Here is a 16,958-nt window from a genome sequence, read left to right on the forward strand (position 1 = left end):
TTCACTCCTTTCCATAACGGAAAAAGGCGGAGGAGCCGCCTCCCCCGCCCTCGGAGAAAATTCCACCGTTATTCGATATATTCGACCTGGCGGACGATGATCTGCCCGGTATTGGGGTTGTTCTCCATCGTCACAAGCAGCTTGACTTCTCCGGTGATCTCATCGAAGTAGAGGAACTTTTCATTGTCCGTAAAATCCGCCGGACAAGTGTTATCCACCGCAAGATCAAACTGTCCGTATTCACAATCCGTCTTCGCGTCAACAGTGCCATCGTACCGGATGCGTGCGACGGTTCCCGTGTTATCCCGGATCGTCTGGGCGACCACGATGAACCGGATCATGTTCGAAACGCTGTTGTTTCCTTTGATGAGATTGATCGTCTTCCCGACGATCTCCTCGCGCTGCGCATCAAGGAGGGCATCGTACTCCGCATCGGAGATGATCCCGAAGCCGTTCGCAAGAGATTTGCCGTCATCCGTCTCCCACGCGAGGAACTGAGCGCGACTTTCGAAGGCGTCGTCATACTCCGGGTAAGCGGCACGGAATTGAGCAACCGCCTCTTTCAAAGGATTCACGACATTTCCGGTGGCGGCCCAGTCAATCGGAGTGCCGGTTTCCGGGAAGCTGTCCGTATCCGCGACCATGAGATCGCCGATCGACTGTCCGCGGCGAATATTGTAGAAGAGCGCACGCCCCATCTCGTCATCCCTGGTCGTATAATCCGGATTCAGGGATGTATCACTCGAAAACATATTCACGTTGAGCTTGCCGTAGCAATACGCCTTATCCGTGATCTTGACCTGTTCCAGCAATCCTCCGTCACCGCCGACAAAGGAAGTCCCGTCCCCATCCCAGGAGGTGTCTCCTTCTCCGGGCTGACGTATATCCTCATTCCGGATCGGCTTATCATCCGTTCCGGGGCGCATGGCGGATTTCAGGTTGATCGTCTGCCACGCCTTCGCACGGTGAATCACGCCGAGCTCCCACAGCGACTTCATCGGCGCATTCCGGATGTAGGCGGTCGAAAGGTGATGCTCCGTCTCCGGATCCCCCTCGGCAGCACCGGCTTCGGTACGCCAGGCCGGATCGGTTTCCGTCTCATAGTCTCCGACCACAACACCATCGGCATCTTTCTCTCTGTTGGAAGGATTCGAGACATCCTTGTTCACCAGTCCGTTTTCGAAGGAATCGGCGATCGTACCGGCAGCAAAGTCAACCTTCATCGACAGCACGCCGTCATCATAGTGATTATCGCCTGCGATCGAACTGTCGTATTCAACCCACTTGATGTCACTGAAAGTCCGCCAGTCGCTCTTGTCCGCATCATAATCCGCATCGCTCGAAAGATTCTGCTTGACATTCAGATTCTGGCGCGGATCACGCGCCTGCATGCCGGCGAGATAGACCTTCTTGAGTTTATCATCCGTCACGGAGAACGTTCCGGAAGTCGCCTCGTTGAATCCCGTAGAGACGTCATACTTTGCCAGATCGGAGAAAAGCACAAGCTCCGGCGCGGAGAAGGACTCATTCCAGCGCACGAAATCAACACCGTACTCAGACGTAGCTCCATCGACTGTCTGCTCCCGGGTGAGAGCGATCCCATGCACCTTGAACGTGAACGATTTGATTGCAAACCGGACTTTCTTGAGAGTTACCAAAACAGCAGTGGGGGAGATTCCCTCCTTGCTGCAGTCGAGAACCGCCTCGCCGGCCGCGGCGGAGTCGGATCCATCCTCCTTCAACTGAAGTTCCAGATGGTTCAGAGCGTACCCGTCCTTCCAGAGCGAGGACTGAAACTCCATCTTCCGAACATCGAGGGCGGAGCCCGTTTCGGATTCGGGAGCGAACTTGAGCGGAACCTCCTTTTCCACCGTGATCGTCGTCGGCTCGGAAGTATCCGTTTCCTTGACCTCGATCTCGGCTTTCATCGCAAGAGTCAATGTAAACTCCGAGGCGGGCAGCCCCATGTACAGCGTATATGTGTTTTCCGGGGTTTTCTCGTACATGCTGATGAGTTCGGCCGCGAGTTCAGCTTTCACGTCGGCCTTGATCTTCATCGTCGGGAGACTGGAATTCTCCACCGAGGGATTGATGTTGAATCCGAATGCGAACTCGTTGATGTACGGAGTCTTCTCATTGCCCGTATACCGGGGCCAAGCGGTATCGATCGAAGAATCCGCGGCAAGACCGTCCACCCACTCCTCTGCGGGCACGTCGGAGGTCGGAATCGAATCCTCGTCGCAGTAGTCATTCAAATTTGCAGTAATCTGCCGACGGCGATCCCGCACGGAGTCAAACGTGCCGGCGGATTCCCCGATCGATTTCAGGAACGGCAGCCCGACTCCCGTTGGAGTAAGCTGATCAGTGATTTTAAACTCTTCGCTGTCGGCGGCAAGCGCCTCGACCGCCTCTTTGGAGTTCTTCCCCGCAGTGGAAAGTCCATCGAAACGGTCATACCATTCATCTGCCGGCGTCCCGTCTTCGTCATCGATTTCACCGAGGTTGAAACGGTGATAGTACTGCGACGACTGTCCGGACGGATTGAAAAGATAATACTCGGGATCCGCGGCGACCGTGCCGTCGATGAACCAGTGCTTGACCCATGCTTCCTTGGTCTCCTTGTCTGTCGCAAAGAGAGTGTCTTTGTAGGCAGTGAAAAAAGCATCGAACGTCGAGGCTTCCATATCCTCCTCGTTCTCAGGCGCGTGCGTGGTCTCCCAATTACTGAAAACCTCGGTTTCGTTAAGATTGAGCTCATTGATGTCCGTACCGATCCGGGTCTGCCACGGGATCCGTATTGGTTTAGGATCGTCCTGCTCATACACGCCGCGCAAATTGTGATCAAGATTGATCTGCGCCGTGGTGGTCGTGGGAATCAACTGATAGGCAATTCGACCGATGATTTTATCATCATCGCTGTCATCCCTCGCGGTGATGTAGGACCACTCTCCTCGAAGATCATTCTCAAGATCGTAATTGGTCAGCCAGGTGCCGGGAATCAGCTTGGAATCGGAATCGCGCAACCCGTCCGTTGCGGCAGCATCGGCAGTATTCGGGGAACTGCTGCCGACAGGAAGATCGTAATGGCTGCGCACATCCATGTAATTTTCCGGGATAAACCCGGTATATGACGCGCCGGTAGGGGGATGAGCTGCCTTGTACTGATAATACATCAGGGAGATCGCCATGCGGCTGATCGCGGATTGCGCAAGCATCTTCGCCTGACTGCGGCTGCTGTTGTTGCTCGCAATCTTCTGCGCAAGCAGCGAATTCGCCACAAACGCCAGTCCCATGACAAGCAGCAGCGAGAGAACCCCGAGTGCAAACAGCAGGGCTACTCCCCGCTGATTCCGTTTGTTCATACATCTTTTCTTCATGGCCGGTATATCCTGTTAGTCATTGATGTTCATGCGGGACTGTTCCCCGATGAAAACCGTTCGTGCAAATGTATATGCGTGGGTTTTCCGGAACTGGACACGGGCGTTGTCGCTCGAACTGATCTCTCCGGGATTGCCGTCATCGTCGTAAGTATCCTTCATTTCCATCCAGATCTTGAAATCCGCGGGGGAGAGCATGGTCAGTTTCAATACCACCATATACGGGAACTCATCATACTGCGTCTCGGTAACAGGATCAAGCCACTGGCTGGTGTCTGTGTCATCAATATCGAGAGCATAAGGAACTATTTCAAAGGAAGTCACATGGCGAACCAGAACGGAACCATATGGTTCGCTCACATCCGGATCCCGGGTTGAATTCCGAAGCTGCCCGTCCAGTTTGGAAATGACGCCGTTGCGTGCCTCTGTGAGATTCGCCGCCCCTTCGAGTCCGTAGGGCGGAAAATATTTGGAAAACTCGTCCGCCTCCTGGTCGCAGAATACGGCTAGTTTCAGTTCGTCCCACTCTCCGGAGGTTGCTGTTTCGGACGTGATGGAACTGTCCGGTTCTCGATTGCCGAGCTGGAACGAAACGTATTTCAGCTTGCCGCCGGGCAAATTCTGCATGGTCTGCGTCGCAAAGTAGATCTTGTGCCGATAATTCTCGCTCCGGTCGATCCGGAACGGAATTCCCCCCTCGCTGTAAAAGGAGTTCTGCAGCATGGTCGTCATGAGATCCATTGCGACCCGCGCATCCGCATAGAGATTGTTCCGCTGTTCCATCGACTGCCAGAGCCGCTGCGAACCGATGAAAAATTGCAGGATGAATCCCAGAATCACCACAAGAACTCCCATGGAAACCAGGAGTTCCACCAGCGTGAACCGGTGTTTTGCCGTATTGATAGCTTTCTTTTTCATATCAAACTCCCGTTTTCTCATCATTCCGCCCACCGGAAAGCTTCATTGAAGATCTCCTGCCGGAACAGCCGTCTCTCCCGCTGTGCATCGGGAGCCTGTGCAGGCCAGCTGATTTCAATGCAGAGAACCGTTGCATACAAATTGACGGAGTCATCGCCGTAGGTACCGGGATTCACCGTCACCGGAGAATATTCGTTGTTGGAAGCATTCAGGGCGAAAAACGAATACGGCTCCCGCCACACCCGCACAACCGCGGCGAAGTCGACGATATCCCCGCTCATCTGCTTGTAAAGAAATCCGCTGTTCTGACTTCCGGAGAGCTGATACAAATTCTCTGTAATTCTCCCCGTACTGCCTTCGTAGTCACTGAGCTCAATCGCGTCTGTTCCGATACTGGAGACATTGTTATAACCGGTCGGGATCTGCCCGGAAAAGAAAAAATCCGATTCAGAGAGAGGTCCGGGAGTTCCTCCTGCTTCAATCGTCTCCTCCCGATCCCTTGCGATCTTCGCCCATTCGGCGAAGCAGCCTGCCCGGAGATAGCCCATCAGGTATTCGCCGATGTCCGCAAGGTTGTTGTCCGCAATCGCCGACTTGTTCGCGTTGATCCCGACCGGGAACAGCACGAGAATGCTCGAAAGCCCGATCGCCAGAACCGCAAGCGCAAGGGCGATTTCGACCATATTGAAATAGTGTTTGACCAATCGCTTTTTCATTTCATCGAATCCCTTTCATCACTCCGGAAGCGGATAATACTCGACCCGGCCGGTGAATTTATTGATCGAAAGCATCTTCCAGTTGACCGGATTGCCGCTGCTGTCCTTCACCGGATATTCAATTTCCGTCCCGGACGGCACCGCCTCGGCAATCACCAGCCGCAAATCCTGATCTCCGACCAGCCCGCCGTAGGGGGAAAAGACCACAAGGCAGCGATCCACATCCGATGTGGCGGAAGTAGAACCCGTACTCTCCCGCCTCAGTTCTCTCAGATTCTTGAGAGGTTCAAACTCATCTCGGGACTCCAGACCTGTCGCAACATCCGTAACGCCATCCCCGGCACCGAATTCGTTGAAATCGTCCTCGTCATCGCTTTTTCCCATCACGCGCACAAGCATCGCACCATCCGGTGCATTCTTCCACTCCTGCCCCTGCACCCAGCGGACAAATCTCCAATCAGACCCGGAAGGCTCCACATATGCAAGACGGAATCCGCCGTGACTGAACGGCTGAACCAGGCTCAACGAACCTTCTTCCCACTGGCTCCGGTCGTTCGGCAGGACCAGTGCCACATGGCGACGGGCCCGGGCCGCGTGCGACTGCGCCTGCTCCAGCCCGAGCTTCAGCCCCGAAGCCAGCTGATCGACCCGGTTCCCCCGGATCATCCGGTTGAAGGCGGGCAGCATCAGAGACATGATCAATCCCATCAGCAGCATCACCACCAACAGCTCTATGAGCGTGAATCTTCGACGGTTTTTCACTTTCATAACCCCTGTTTGAGCCAAATTTTCATTCCAATCCAAACCCACTTCATTCCATTCCGGAAGAAATTTCCTTTTTCCATCAACTCTACTATAAGAGCAGGAATTCCATTTTTCAATCGATTCGCCGCAACTTTTTTCAAAAAACATCCGTCACTTATCCGTTTTTTGGCGCTCCCCTCATGAGGCGAAATGACGGAAAAGTGACGGATGGCCATCTTTCCCCCTCAAATCGGCAAAAACCATGCTTTTTCCCGCAAAACAACTTGAAAAGCCGCTCTCGCCGCGGTACTGTATCTCATTCTCAAGTTTCCAATATCAAACAGTGCAAGGAGCATCATGAGCGAACCGTTTGCCAACCAGATCGACAAGATGAGCTATGCCATGGGCATGAATCTCGGCGAATATCTCAACAGCAACCCCGTCGGACTCAACCTCGACGCCGCAGTCGAAGGACTCCGCGATTCCATCGCCGGAACCCCCCGGCTCTCGCGTCAGGAATACGTCAGCGCCATGCAGCTCCTCCAGCAGCAGATTCAAGAGGCCGGACGCCGCCAGATGGAACAGGCCGCCGCCGCCAACGCCCTCGCGGAAAAGAACTTCATGGCGGAAAACGCCAAACGCCCCGGAATCACCGTCACTCCGAGCGGCCTTCAGTATGAAGTCCTCAAACAGGGTTCCGGCGCCAAACCCACCGCCTCCTCCGTCGTCCGTGTCCACTACACGGGAACGCTCCTCGACGGCACCAAGTTCGACAGCTCCGTCGACCGCGGCGAACCCGCAGAATTCGGCGTCAACCAGGTCATCGCCGGATGGACCGAGGCGCTTCAGCTCATGCCCGTCGGCAGCAAGTACAAACTCTACATCCCGGCCGCCATCGCCTACGGAGCACGCGGCGCAGGCGAGGCGATTCCGCCGAACGCCGCGCTCATCTTCGAAGTGGAGCTGCTCGATATCGTCGGCTGAACCAACCCTCTGCAGGGCGGGCGGAGCGTCCTCCCCCGCCCCGGAATCGGGACACGATGAACTCCCCAAGTCACTTTTCGCCGGGCGCCATTCCGCTCAAAGTCCTGAAGCTCGATCACCAGAACACCATCGGGCTTCACGCACACGAATTTCATGAGCTTGTGCTCGTCGTCGCCGGGGAAGGTCGCCATATCACTCCGGCGGAGTCCTATACGCTCTCCGCCGGCGACATTTTCCTCATCAAACCCGGCAATCCGCACGGCTACGCGGTGGAAAACGACTTCGCACTCTACAACATTCTCTATTTTCCGGAGAAGCTCGGCCTGCCGCTCTTCGATCTCCCGGACGAACCCGGATTCCGCGCCTTCTTCGAGCTCGAACCGGAACTCCGAAGGCAATTCGGTTTTCGCAAACACTTCCGGCTCGGCAAAACGTTGCTCGACGAATTCTCGCTCATCGTCGAGCGTATGCGCGCCGAACTCCAATCCACGGAGCCCGGACACGATTTCCGCGCAGTCGCCCTCCTCATGCGACTGATCGAACGAATCTCGCGCATCTGCAGCAGCTCGGCCCTCTATCGCGAAAACGATGAACTTTTCCGCCTGAGCGAAGTGGTGAGTTTTCTGGAACGGAATTTCCGCGAACAGCTCTCCGTTCAGGAGCTGTCCGAACGGGCGGCCATGTCCCCCGCCACACTGAACCGCGCATTCCGCCGCGCCGTCGGCAAATCTCCCCTCTGCTATCTCAACGATCTCCGCCTCTCCAGAGCGGAGCTCCTGCTGCGGGAAAATCCGGAGCTGACCATCGCAAACGTCGCCGCGGAATGCGGTTTCCCCGACAGCAACTACTTTTCACGCGTGTTCAAAAAACGCAACGGCCGCACTCCGCGCGATTACCGTCGGAACTGCGACGCCTGACCAGAGGAGCCATCCCAGCATGTACGACAAATTCCACAACATCGGAATCATCGCCCCCGCAGGAAAACTCAAGCCCGACAAGTTCGACACCGGCATCGCTTTCCTGCGGGCGTTCGGGAAACAACTGAAATTCGGCGGCCACGTCAACGGCCCCTCCCCGGCCGACTACCTCTCTGCCGGAGCCGAAGAGCGAGCAGAAGATCTCTCAAGCCTCTGGTTCGATCCGGAAATCGATCTGCTGCTTGCCGTCCGCGGCGGCTTCGGTTCCGCCCACCTGCTGCCGCTGCTCGACTGGCAGGCGCTCAAAACCAGACCCGAAATCCCGCTGGCCGGATTCAGCGACATCACAGCACTCCACTGGGCGATGGAACGCTTCGGCGCCGGGCGGCCGATCGCCGGACCGATGCTCGGCAAACTCGCGGAATCAGCCGCCTCCGCCTATACCGCGCGTTACAATCGCCTCGCGTTCGACGCGGAACCCTATGAGATCAATCCCGCCCCGGAATACGGCGGATATCTGCCGCTCAAACCTGGAACCGCCTCGGGACTCCCGCTGGTCGGCAATCTCACTGTCGCGGCAACGCTGTGCGGAACCCCGTACCTGCCCGACGTCTCCGGCAGAATCCTGATCCTCGAAGATCTGAATGAACCGCTCTACAAACTCGACCGTTCGTTGACCATGCTCGAACAGAACGGAATCTTCGAACGGTGCGCCGGAGTACTCTTCGGGCAGTTCTCCGACTGTGCATTGCAGCCGGAACTTCACACCCTCCTGCGCCGGAGCGCGGAATGCGTGAACGGTCCTGTTCTCGCCAACTTCCCCTTCGGCCACACGCTGCCCATCGCAACGATCGATTTTCACCGTGCAATCGCCATCGAACACACCCGGGTGCGCGTGCTCTGACCATTCGCAAAAAAAAGTCCCGCGCCCTCTGTCGGGCAAACGGGACGTTTTCGATTCAGAAAGCACCAGCGCTCACCAGGTTCCGTCCTCCCATTTCAGTTTGCTGTTGAAGGTGTTGCCGTTGTAGGAGACGTTCAGAACCGGTTCCGTACTGCCGGTTTTCGGGTGCCAGAGGCAGCGAATCACCGGAAAATAGCTCAGGAAGGAAGAGTATCTCTGATCCTTGTACGGTCCCTCTTCCTTGCAGACGTCGTGCTTGACGTTCCGGCTCTTGTACTCATTCCAGGTCATGCTCCCGGTCTCTCCGACCTGGGTTGCAAACGTGCAGGGAGATTCGGAAAATTCATAGAAATAGCTGATCTTCTCGACATCATCATTGGTCGGATTGTTGTAGGAACCGTTTTTGCCGGGAACATCGTACGCTTCGCTGTACTCGGAATCGATCAGACCGCGCTGGTTCCAATAGGCCGGGTCCGTGTCGGGATCGTTGCCGTCCTTCGGGCAGTGGTAGGTATCCAGAGAGCTCATGTAGTTCGGATAAAGCGTGGAGATCCACGGCGGCATCCGGTCGCGGTAGTCGTTGCGATACATATCGCACGCAAGGCTCAGTTGTTTCAACTGGTTCAGACAGGTCGTGGTTTTCGCCCGCTCCCGCGCCTGGTTCAGCGCCGGCAGCAGCATCCCCGCCAGGATTGCGATGATCGCAATCACGACGAGCAGCTCGATGAGGGTAAAGGATTGCTTTTTCATGCGGTTTCCTCCTTACATGAGTCGGTGTATTCGGTTAATCCATGCCTGGTCTTCTCCCAGTAAAACGGCTTTGTGAAAATCTGAACGAATCCCTTCCACGCCGCCAGCGAAATCAGCAGCCAGTAAAACGGCATCAGCAGCGCGGCCGGGATCAGCCGATAGTATTTCCGTTTGATGCACGCGGCAACCCCGATACCGATGAATATAAAATTCGCAAAGAACATGATCAAGGATCCCAGGAAAAAAATCTGGGAAAAAATCGACCAGAACGGATCCTCCCCCGTCCCGTAGTAGACCAGCGGCCATGCACGCAATACAATCCCGCCGATCCGCACCCCGTCATAACCGCCCGTCTGCTGCGGTCCGACGATCAGGTCGAACACCGACACACCCGAACAAACCCCGTGCAGCAGCAGAGTGCCGTACAACAGCAGAACCACCCAGAAAATCAGGTTCGTCAGCATCATCATCGCACTGCCGCCGACCGCGAGAAACCCGCCGAACGCCCCGTACAACCCGAGCCGTCTCACCGTCCGGAACGGATTGCGGTAATGAACCAGATGGGTCTGCACAAACCCCTTCACCCAGCGGGAACGCTGACGCATCCAGTTTCCAAGCTGGGAATTCGCCTCCTCATATGTGGTGGAGTTGACAAGTTTCGTTTTGTAACCGTACTCGTAAATCCGCAGTCCAAGGTCGCAGTCCTCCGTCACATTAAACGGATCCCAGCCGCCGATCCCGCGCAAAATCTCCGTGCGGAAGTGGTTGCTCGTCCCCCCGAGCGGCAGCGGCAGGCGAAACAGCTGATATCCCGGCAGCGTCAGATCAAAGTAGGTCGAGTACTCGACCGTGAAAAGCCGTGTAAGCAAATTGTAACGGCTGTTGAAGTAATTGAGTTTGCCCTGGACGCAGAGCACCTTTTTTTCCGGATCGCGACGGAAAACGACATACGCCTTCCGGAGCTGATCCGGCTCCGGCGCGTCCTCGGCGTCGTAGATCACGCAGAATTCGCCGCGCGCCTGCGCAAGCCCGAAGTTGCATGCGCGCGGCTTGGTCTTCGGCGGCAGATCGGGGATCGTCAGCACGCGGCAGTACGGCGGCAGATCGGTGTTCTCCAGTGCGAGACGGGTTTCATCGTCATCGGCTTCCAGAAGCAGCATGACTTCGAGCTTCTCCTTCGGGTAGTCGAGTTTACCGATGTTGTGCACGATTTTCGCAGCGATATTCGCCTCGTGGTAGAGCGGCAGGAACACCGTGTAGACCGGCAGTTCCTCCTCCGTCACGGCTGCAGCCTCCTCGTCCGTGACGATCTCCTCTCCGCGCCCGAACCACGAAAGAACCGCCGCACCGCCCCGGAAAATCACCGCGGCCGCATACCAGAACATCAGAAACGCCGTCACGAAAAACAAAAAGTAGTCCCAGCGGAACTTCAGCAGCAGGAGCAATCCCACCGCGATCAGGAAATAACGGAGCTGCTGCCAGCGGCTCGACACCTCAATGGCCGAGCCTCCCGGGTGCGTTTCGACAAACGCCCGGGTGACAGGATCAAGTTGTTCCGGAAAATACTTCATGACAATGATTGAAGATATCACGTTTTCAGGGAAAGTAAAGTTCTTTTTATGATTTTTTTTCACATTTTTTTTCGGAAGCCTTGATTTTCAACATTCGCTTAACAACTATGCTAATACAAGGTACAGGAACGAAAAAAGACAAAAATATCTGAAAAATAACTTGCAATTATGCAATGTTGGTATAATTTTTTTAACGAACGTGGAAAAAGGCATGACAGAAGCATTCCGGATTCCGCCCGTCATTCATGATATTCCGTTTTTTTTGCAAATAAAACAGCGAAGGGAAGGTTCCAGAGTAAAATGCGTTTCGGACAAACTCGATTGTGGAAGACAGCCGCCGTTTGCGGCTCGGTGATGGCTCTGACCGCGCTCTCCGCCCAGGCGGCGGCAGCGGAGGAGGAGAATGAACCCATCATCCGGACAGAAGAAGACTATGCGCGCGGAAAGCAGAATGTCCGCTCCGTCATCGAAGAACTTACCGAACTCTTCAACAACGACGAGTCCGTATCAGTCGTCCAGCACACCAATCAGCAGATCCAGCCTCCGTACAGCAAAATCATCGAAGGAGCAAACGGCCGTTCCACCCTGATTTTCCGGCCGCGATTCACCTCGGCCAAGCCGATGTACAGAGCGATCGACGGCATCATGACCGGTTCCGCCTACGTCGAACCGCTCGAAGAGCAGAACGAACTCATCATCAACGCTCCGACCGATGAGATCAAAAGCTATCAGGCGACTCTTGAGGCGATGGACCTCCCTTCTCCGCAAATCCTGATCGAAGCCAAGGTTGTGGAAGTCATGTTCAGCGACGGCATGCAGCGCAACCTTTCGCTCATGTTTCAGGGGAACCGCTACCAGGCCGGCGCCCAGACCCAGGTCCCGGGAAACACCACCTCCACGACCTCGGGTGCCACCGGCAACTTCACGCCTTATGCGGGAAAGGACTCGATGAACATCGCATTCCAGTGGCTCGAAACCGCCGAGGACGCGACCGTGCTCTCCAGTCCGAACATCCTCATCTCCCGCAACGAGGCCAGCCGGATCGTCACCGGTGAGGAGATCCCGATCCAGGAGGCGACCAACACCGGAACAAGCATTCAGATGAGCACGAGCTTCAAGGAGGTCGGCGTGACGCTCGAAGTCGAGCCGAGCATGATCAACCGCGACAACGTGACCCTCCGCGTCTACCCGAAGGTCTCGAACGTCCAGCGCTACGAGAACATCTCCAGCGGCGGCGCGAACTACTCCGTGCCGGTCATCTCCGCGCGCAGCGTCGAAAGCTACATCCGCATGCAGGACAAGCAGGTCGTGATGATGGGCGGCCTTTACAGCAACCGCACCACGCTCCAGCAGGAGCGCGTGCCGTTCCTCTCGGATCTGCCGTATATCGGCGAACTCTTCACCGGCAAGAACGAGTCCAAGGAGGTCACGCAGCTGATCTTCTTCCTGAAGATTCACATCATTCAGCCCGATCAACAGGTCGCCAACGGGATCTACTACAATTTCGACACGAACGCCAAAGTCAGTGAAAAACTCGGCGAAGTCGTCACCAATGCAGACAGTTTCCCGACACGGGAACGCTCGCTCAAGCGATTCCGCGATGAAGTCGTCGGGGCCCTGCCCGGCGCGGAGGAGAAGAAACGCAAGGAGTTCAAGAGCAGCCCCATCTCCCTGGACGCCGCGACGGAGTCCACCACGGCCAGCGGGTCGGAAGTCGACAAACAATCCTCGAACGAACCGGGGCTGATCGATGATAAACCGTCCGTCAAGGTCTACGTGGAAAAGAAGGACGCGGCTCCCGAGCCGGCCGCGGAAGCCGTAACCGAAGAGGAATGAACATGAAGCTCAGCCGGAAAAAACTCACATGTCTGATCGTCCTGCTGGTGCTCTGCGGGATCGGGTCCGGAGTGTGGTTCGGCGTCATCCGTCCGAAACTTCAGGCGAAAAGAGCCGAGGCAGCCAAAAAAGCCCAGGACGCCGAGGATATGGACCGGACCTACAAAGTCCGCCGCGACGACCTCGTCATCGGTCTGCTCCAGGGCGGATATGTGAACGCCAGTCAGAAGCACAAACTCTCTCTTCAGGCCAACTACCGCACCAAACTGCTCTGGGTCATCGATGAGAACACCAAGGTCAAGGCAGGCGATCTGCTGGCCCGGTTCGAGACCGACGAACTCAAGGAGCAGATCGAAAACCTCGAAATCGAGCTCGACAACCTCAAGAAGGAGCTCGATCTGGCGATCGAATCGAAGAAGATCCAGATCAGTACGAACGCGGCCGATCTCCAGGCCGCCGAAGAGAACCTGCTCCAGGCCGATGACGCCATGCGGAAATACCGCCGCTTCGAGCGCTCCAGCACGCGCGACAGCCTCGACCTCGCAATCTCCAACGCGGAAGCGGCACTCGAAACCGCCAAGAACGATTATGCCACCACGCGCGACAGCGAAGTCGAGGTCTCCAAGGATGAAAATGCCGAGGACAAGAAACGGCAGCTGCTCAAAGAGGCGCAGGCCGTGATCGACGAGAAGGAGAACGCCCTTACCACGGCGGAGGACAATCTGCGGGTGTTCCGCCGCTACGACAATCCGAGCAAGCTGACCCGCCTCTTCAACGCCTACGAACAGGCGAAACTGAATTTGCGCAAGGTCAAGATCTCCACCGAGTCGAAAATCGTTCAGGCCGACAAATCGATCGAGAACTACCGGCGGCGCGTCCGGCGCACGACCGAACAGCTGAACCGCTACAAGAACTACATGACCATGATGGAGCTGCGCGCCCCGGTCGACGGGGTCGTGATCTATGCGGATCCCGACCGCCGCTGGGGCAACCTCGACGTGAAGCCCGGCATCGACATCAACAAGGGGCAGGTGCTCATCACAATTCCGGAAATGTCGAATCTCGTGGTCGACTTCGATCTGCCGGAACAGTACCGCTCGAAGATCAACATCGGCGACCGCGCGGTCATCTCGCCGGATTCACTGCCCGGGGAGAAGTTCGGCGGAACGATTTCGCACATCGATACGCTGCCGGTCAACCTTGTGAACTGGGACGCCTCGTCTCCGAAGATCTACAAGTCGAAGATCAAACTCGATCACCAGTCGCCCAAACTCGTGAACGGAATGAGCGTTCAGATCAACATTGTGACCAAGACGATTCCGAACACGATCTTCGTGCCGGTCGAGGCGGTGTTCGAAGACAACGACCGGTTCTTCGTCTACCGCAGCAGTCTGACCGGGCCGAAAGAGGTGGATGTGACGATCGGAGAATCGAACGACAACTTCGTGGAAATCCCGAGCGGACTCGAAGAGGGAGACGTCGTTTATCTCTACCGGCCGTACCAGAAAACGCAGGACTCAAAATAATGGCGACGAACACGGCGGCGGACCGCAACGACATCGTCCGCCTCATTGACATTCGCAAGACATACATCACCGGCGAACTTCAGGTTCCCGTGCTCAAGGGGATCGATGCGACAGTCAAGCGCGGAGAGTTTGTCGGCTTCATCGGGACCTCCGGTTCCGGAAAGTCGACGCTCCTGAACATTCTCGGTATGCTCGATGTCCCGACCAGCGGCAAATACTTTCTGGAAGAAACCGAAGTCAGCCAGCTCTCCGATGTCGACCAGGCGACGATCCGGAACCGGAAAATCGGCTTCATCTTCCAGAGTTTCAACCTCTTCCCGCACCTTTCGGTCGAGGAGAACATCGAGGTTCCGATGGTCTACGGCCGGATTCCGGGGCGGATTCGCCGCAAGCGGGCGCTGGAACTCGCCAAGCGGGTCGGGCTCGGTCACCGTCTCGGACACCGGCCGACACAGCTCTCGGGCGGAGAGTGCCAGCGTATCGCAATCGCGCGGGCGCTCTCGAACAACCCCGCCTTCATCCTCGCGGACGAACCGACCGGCAACCTTGACGAAAAAACCAGCAATGAAATCATGAACCTTTTCCATGAGCTGAACCGCGGCCAGGGTGTGACGATCGTCATGGTGACCCACAATCCGGCGCTCGGGCCGCATTACGACACGATCATCCGGCTGCGCGACGGACGGATCGACGACCGCCTCTTCGAGTGGGAGATCCGGGAACAGGAACGGCAGGCGGCGGAGAAGGCTGCGAAAGGTGCGGAGGTGGCGAAATGATGCTCGTCCGCGACCTCTTCAAACTTTCGCTTCACAATCTGCTGCTGCACAAGGTGCGGTCGATTCTGACCTCGCTCGGCGTGATCTTCGGCGTCGGCAGCGTGATTGCGATGCTTGCGATCTCCGAGGGCGCCAAACGTTCGGCGCTGGCCCAGATCGAGGCGATGGGCGTCGACAAGATCATCCTCTTCTCGAAACGTCCCCCGATCGACGGACGCAGCGAAAGCTCAGACAACGCCAGCGTCATGGAGCGCTATGGACTCAACTACCGTGATGTGAACAACATCCTCAAAATGGACAACGTCGAACGCATCACCGGAGTTTTCGACACGCGGAAAAAAGTGCTCAAGGGGCTCGACCGAACCGACCTCAAGCTGGTCGGATGCGACTATGAGTTTCTGGGCGATTCGCTTGCGCGGGTGGAAAAGGGACGCTGGTTTACCCCGGCCGACTTCAAAAACGACGCCTACGTCTGCGTGATCGGCAAAAATGTGAAGCGAAAGCTCTTTTCGATCGGCAACACGGACATCGTCGGCAGCACGATCCGGATCGAAGACATGGTGTTCCGGATCATCGGCATCATCAACAACGAATACGGTACGCAGTACCCGGAAATCGGCGGCCAGAACGACATGATCCTGATCCCGATGACGACCGCCCGCGCGCTCTGCAAGGACTACACGTTCTACCGCGAGGGGCGGAACTACAAGATCACCCGCATCGAATATGACCTCTTCCTCATCAAGGTGAACGATACGAGCTACATCGACAACACCTCCAAACGCGTCGCCGGGTATCTCGAAAAAACCCACTCCGAAACAAAGGACTGGGGGATGGTCGTTCCACTGGAACTGCTCAAGCAGATGGAGCAGACCCAGAACATCTTCACAATCGTGATGGGGTCGATCGCCGGAATTTCGCTCGTGGTCGGCGGGATCGGCATCATGAACATCATGCTTGCGAGTGTCTACGAACGGCGCAAGGAGATCGGTACGCGCCGCGCACTCGGAGCACAGAAATCCGACATCCTGCTGCAATTTCTGATCGAAACGGTCTTTCTGACCTCGATCGGCGGCGTCCTCGGCATTCTGCTCGGGGTCGGAATCGGGTCGACGATCACCTATTACACGCAGATGCCGACGATTTATTCGGCGTGGAGCATCATCCTCGCCCTGGCGATTTCGAGCATCACGGGCGTGATCTTCGGCACCTATCCGGCCTACAAGGCCGCCCAGCAGAACCCGATCACGGTGCTGCGCGCGGAATAAGGTCGGACGCCGGAAAAACGACGGGCGGGGAGCATCTCTCCCCGCCCGGTTTTGTTTTCCTGCTCCCGGCGGATCGTCTAATGATAGATCACCATGGCGGCGGCGTAATCGCACTCCGGCGCGAGCGAGGCGCCGTGCGGCAGCCGCGCGTCGAGGTAGATGGTATCGCCCTTCCGCATGCGGCGGATGTTCTCCGGGCTGCCGATCGCATAGTCCACCTCGCCTTCGAGAACGACGAAAAACTCCTGGCTGTCATGCTGAAGCAGTTCGCGTTTCCGGTCGCAGGGGCGGTATTCGATGAAGAACGGGTTCATCGTACGGTCGGTCTTTTCAAATGCGAGCGCATGGTAGTGAATGCCGTATTCGAGCCCCTGATTGCGGTCAATCCGCTCGCCCTCCTCCAGGCGGCCGAACACATATTCGGGACTCGCGTTCTCGCGCCGGAAGAGTTCTATCATGTCGACCCCGAGCGCGGCGGCAACCAGATTCAGCGCACGCAGCGAGGCGCCGGTGCGGAAGTTTTCCAGCCGCGAAATGTATCCCTTCGAAAGACCGCTGCGGGCGGCAAGCTGGTCGATCGTCAACTGCTGCTGCTGCCGCAACTGGCGGATTTTCTGGGCGACGTTCACTAGATCCATAAATTCCTCCGGGGGTATGATGCTTCCGACCGG

Annotated in this window: 15 protein-coding genes; 7 read left to right on the forward strand and 8 right to left on the reverse strand. The window is 56.7% G+C overall.

Translation table 11 applies throughout. From position 1 onward, the window contains the following. Window positions 1-68 precede the first annotated feature (68 nt). From Q0K10_RS00380 to Q0K10_RS00400, 5 genes are read right to left on the reverse strand one after another with little or no spacing between them, the layout of a single operon-like run. Window positions 69-3,377 carry a pilus assembly PilX N-terminal domain-containing protein gene (locus tag Q0K10_RS00380; RefSeq protein ID WP_294501694.1) on the reverse strand — a complete coding sequence of 1,103 codons (3,309 nt, stop codon included), beginning with the start codon at window positions 3,375-3,377 and terminating at the stop codon, window positions 69-71. Between the two features lie 15 nt (window positions 3,378-3,392). Beyond that, window positions 3,393-4,295 carry a hypothetical protein gene (locus Q0K10_RS00385; protein WP_294501697.1) on the reverse strand — a complete coding sequence of 301 codons (903 nt, stop codon included), beginning with the start codon at window positions 4,293-4,295 and terminating at the stop codon, window positions 3,393-3,395. Between the two features lie 20 nt (window positions 4,296-4,315). Further along, complete coding sequence (locus Q0K10_RS00390; RefSeq protein WP_294501700.1) at window positions 4,316-5,011, reverse strand: hypothetical protein; 696 nt, start codon at window positions 5,009-5,011, stop codon at window positions 4,316-4,318. Window positions 5,012-5,029: 18 nt separating this feature from the next. Further along, complete coding sequence (locus Q0K10_RS00395; RefSeq protein WP_294501703.1) at window positions 5,030-5,773, reverse strand: Tfp pilus assembly protein FimT/FimU; 744 nt, start codon at window positions 5,771-5,773, stop codon at window positions 5,030-5,032. Between the two features lie 2 nt (window positions 5,774-5,775). Next, the gene (locus Q0K10_RS00400) at window positions 5,776-5,991 is read right to left on the reverse strand and encodes a hypothetical protein (RefSeq protein ID WP_294501706.1); all 216 of its coding nucleotides are present in this window, start codon (window positions 5,989-5,991) and stop codon (window positions 5,776-5,778) included. A 121-nt stretch (window positions 5,992-6,112) separates the two neighbouring features. On the opposite strand from Q0K10_RS00400, the gene Q0K10_RS00405 reads away from it, so the two are divergent. Genes Q0K10_RS00405 through Q0K10_RS00415 form a run of 3 tightly spaced genes read left to right on the forward strand, consistent with a single transcriptional unit; the run spans window position 6,113 to window position 8,560 of the window. Continuing rightward, window positions 6,113-6,739: an FKBP-type peptidyl-prolyl cis-trans isomerase gene (locus Q0K10_RS00405; protein WP_294501709.1), complete on the forward strand. Its 627-nt coding sequence runs from the start codon at window positions 6,113-6,115 to the stop codon at window positions 6,737-6,739. 56 nt (window positions 6,740-6,795) lie between these two features. Further along, window positions 6,796-7,656 carry a helix-turn-helix domain-containing protein gene (locus tag Q0K10_RS00410; RefSeq protein ID WP_294501712.1) on the forward strand — a complete coding sequence of 287 codons (861 nt, stop codon included), beginning with the start codon at window positions 6,796-6,798 and terminating at the stop codon, window positions 7,654-7,656. A 19-nt stretch (window positions 7,657-7,675) separates the two neighbouring features. Continuing rightward, window positions 7,676-8,560 carry an LD-carboxypeptidase gene (locus Q0K10_RS00415; protein WP_294501714.1) on the forward strand — a complete coding sequence of 295 codons (885 nt, stop codon included), beginning with the start codon at window positions 7,676-7,678 and terminating at the stop codon, window positions 8,558-8,560. 72 nt (window positions 8,561-8,632) lie between these two features. Here the strand turns inward: Q0K10_RS00415 and Q0K10_RS00420 are convergent, their stop codons facing one another. Together Q0K10_RS00420 and Q0K10_RS00425 are read right to left on the reverse strand one after the other, a co-directional pair. Beyond that, complete coding sequence (locus Q0K10_RS00420; RefSeq protein WP_294501717.1) at window positions 8,633-9,310, reverse strand: type II secretion system protein; 678 nt, start codon at window positions 9,308-9,310, stop codon at window positions 8,633-8,635. Further along, window positions 9,307-10,881, reverse strand: a complete 1,575-nt coding sequence (locus tag Q0K10_RS00425; protein ID WP_294501720.1) for a glycosyltransferase family 2 protein — start codon at window positions 10,879-10,881, stop codon at window positions 9,307-9,309. The genes Q0K10_RS00420 and Q0K10_RS00425 overlap by 4 nt, the downstream gene beginning before the upstream one ends. Window positions 10,882-11,202: 321 nt before the next feature. Between Q0K10_RS00425 and Q0K10_RS00430 the strand changes: the two genes are divergently transcribed. From Q0K10_RS00430 to Q0K10_RS00445, 4 genes are read left to right on the forward strand one after another with little or no spacing between them, the layout of a single operon-like run. Further along, window positions 11,203-12,717: a type II secretion system protein GspD gene (locus Q0K10_RS00430; RefSeq protein WP_294501723.1), complete on the forward strand. Its 1,515-nt coding sequence runs from the start codon at window positions 11,203-11,205 to the stop codon at window positions 12,715-12,717. Window positions 12,718-12,719: 2 nt separating this feature from the next. Beyond that, window positions 12,720-14,243 (forward strand): efflux RND transporter periplasmic adaptor subunit, encoded by a 1,524-nt coding sequence (locus Q0K10_RS00435; RefSeq protein WP_294501725.1) that lies wholly within the window; start codon window positions 12,720-12,722, stop codon window positions 14,241-14,243. Further along, window positions 14,243-15,019 carry an ABC transporter ATP-binding protein gene (locus Q0K10_RS00440; RefSeq protein ID WP_294501728.1) on the forward strand — a complete coding sequence of 259 codons (777 nt, stop codon included), beginning with the start codon at window positions 14,243-14,245 and terminating at the stop codon, window positions 15,017-15,019. The genes Q0K10_RS00435 and Q0K10_RS00440 overlap by 1 nt, the downstream gene beginning before the upstream one ends. Next, window positions 15,016-16,287 (forward strand): ABC transporter permease, encoded by a 1,272-nt coding sequence (locus Q0K10_RS00445; protein ID WP_294501731.1) that lies wholly within the window; start codon window positions 15,016-15,018, stop codon window positions 16,285-16,287. The genes Q0K10_RS00440 and Q0K10_RS00445 overlap by 4 nt, the downstream gene beginning before the upstream one ends. 77 nt (window positions 16,288-16,364) lie before the next feature. Here Q0K10_RS00445 and Q0K10_RS00450 read toward each other — a convergent pair whose 3' ends face one another. Then, the gene (locus Q0K10_RS00450; protein ID WP_294501734.1) at window positions 16,365-16,925 is read right to left on the reverse strand and encodes a helix-turn-helix domain-containing protein; all 561 of its coding nucleotides are present in this window, start codon (window positions 16,923-16,925) and stop codon (window positions 16,365-16,367) included. Between the last annotated feature and the right edge of the window lie 33 nt (window positions 16,926-16,958).

This window comes from uncultured Victivallis sp. (assembly GCF_944391105.1).
Taxonomy (GTDB): Bacteria; Verrucomicrobiota; Lentisphaeria; order Victivallales; family Victivallaceae; genus Victivallis.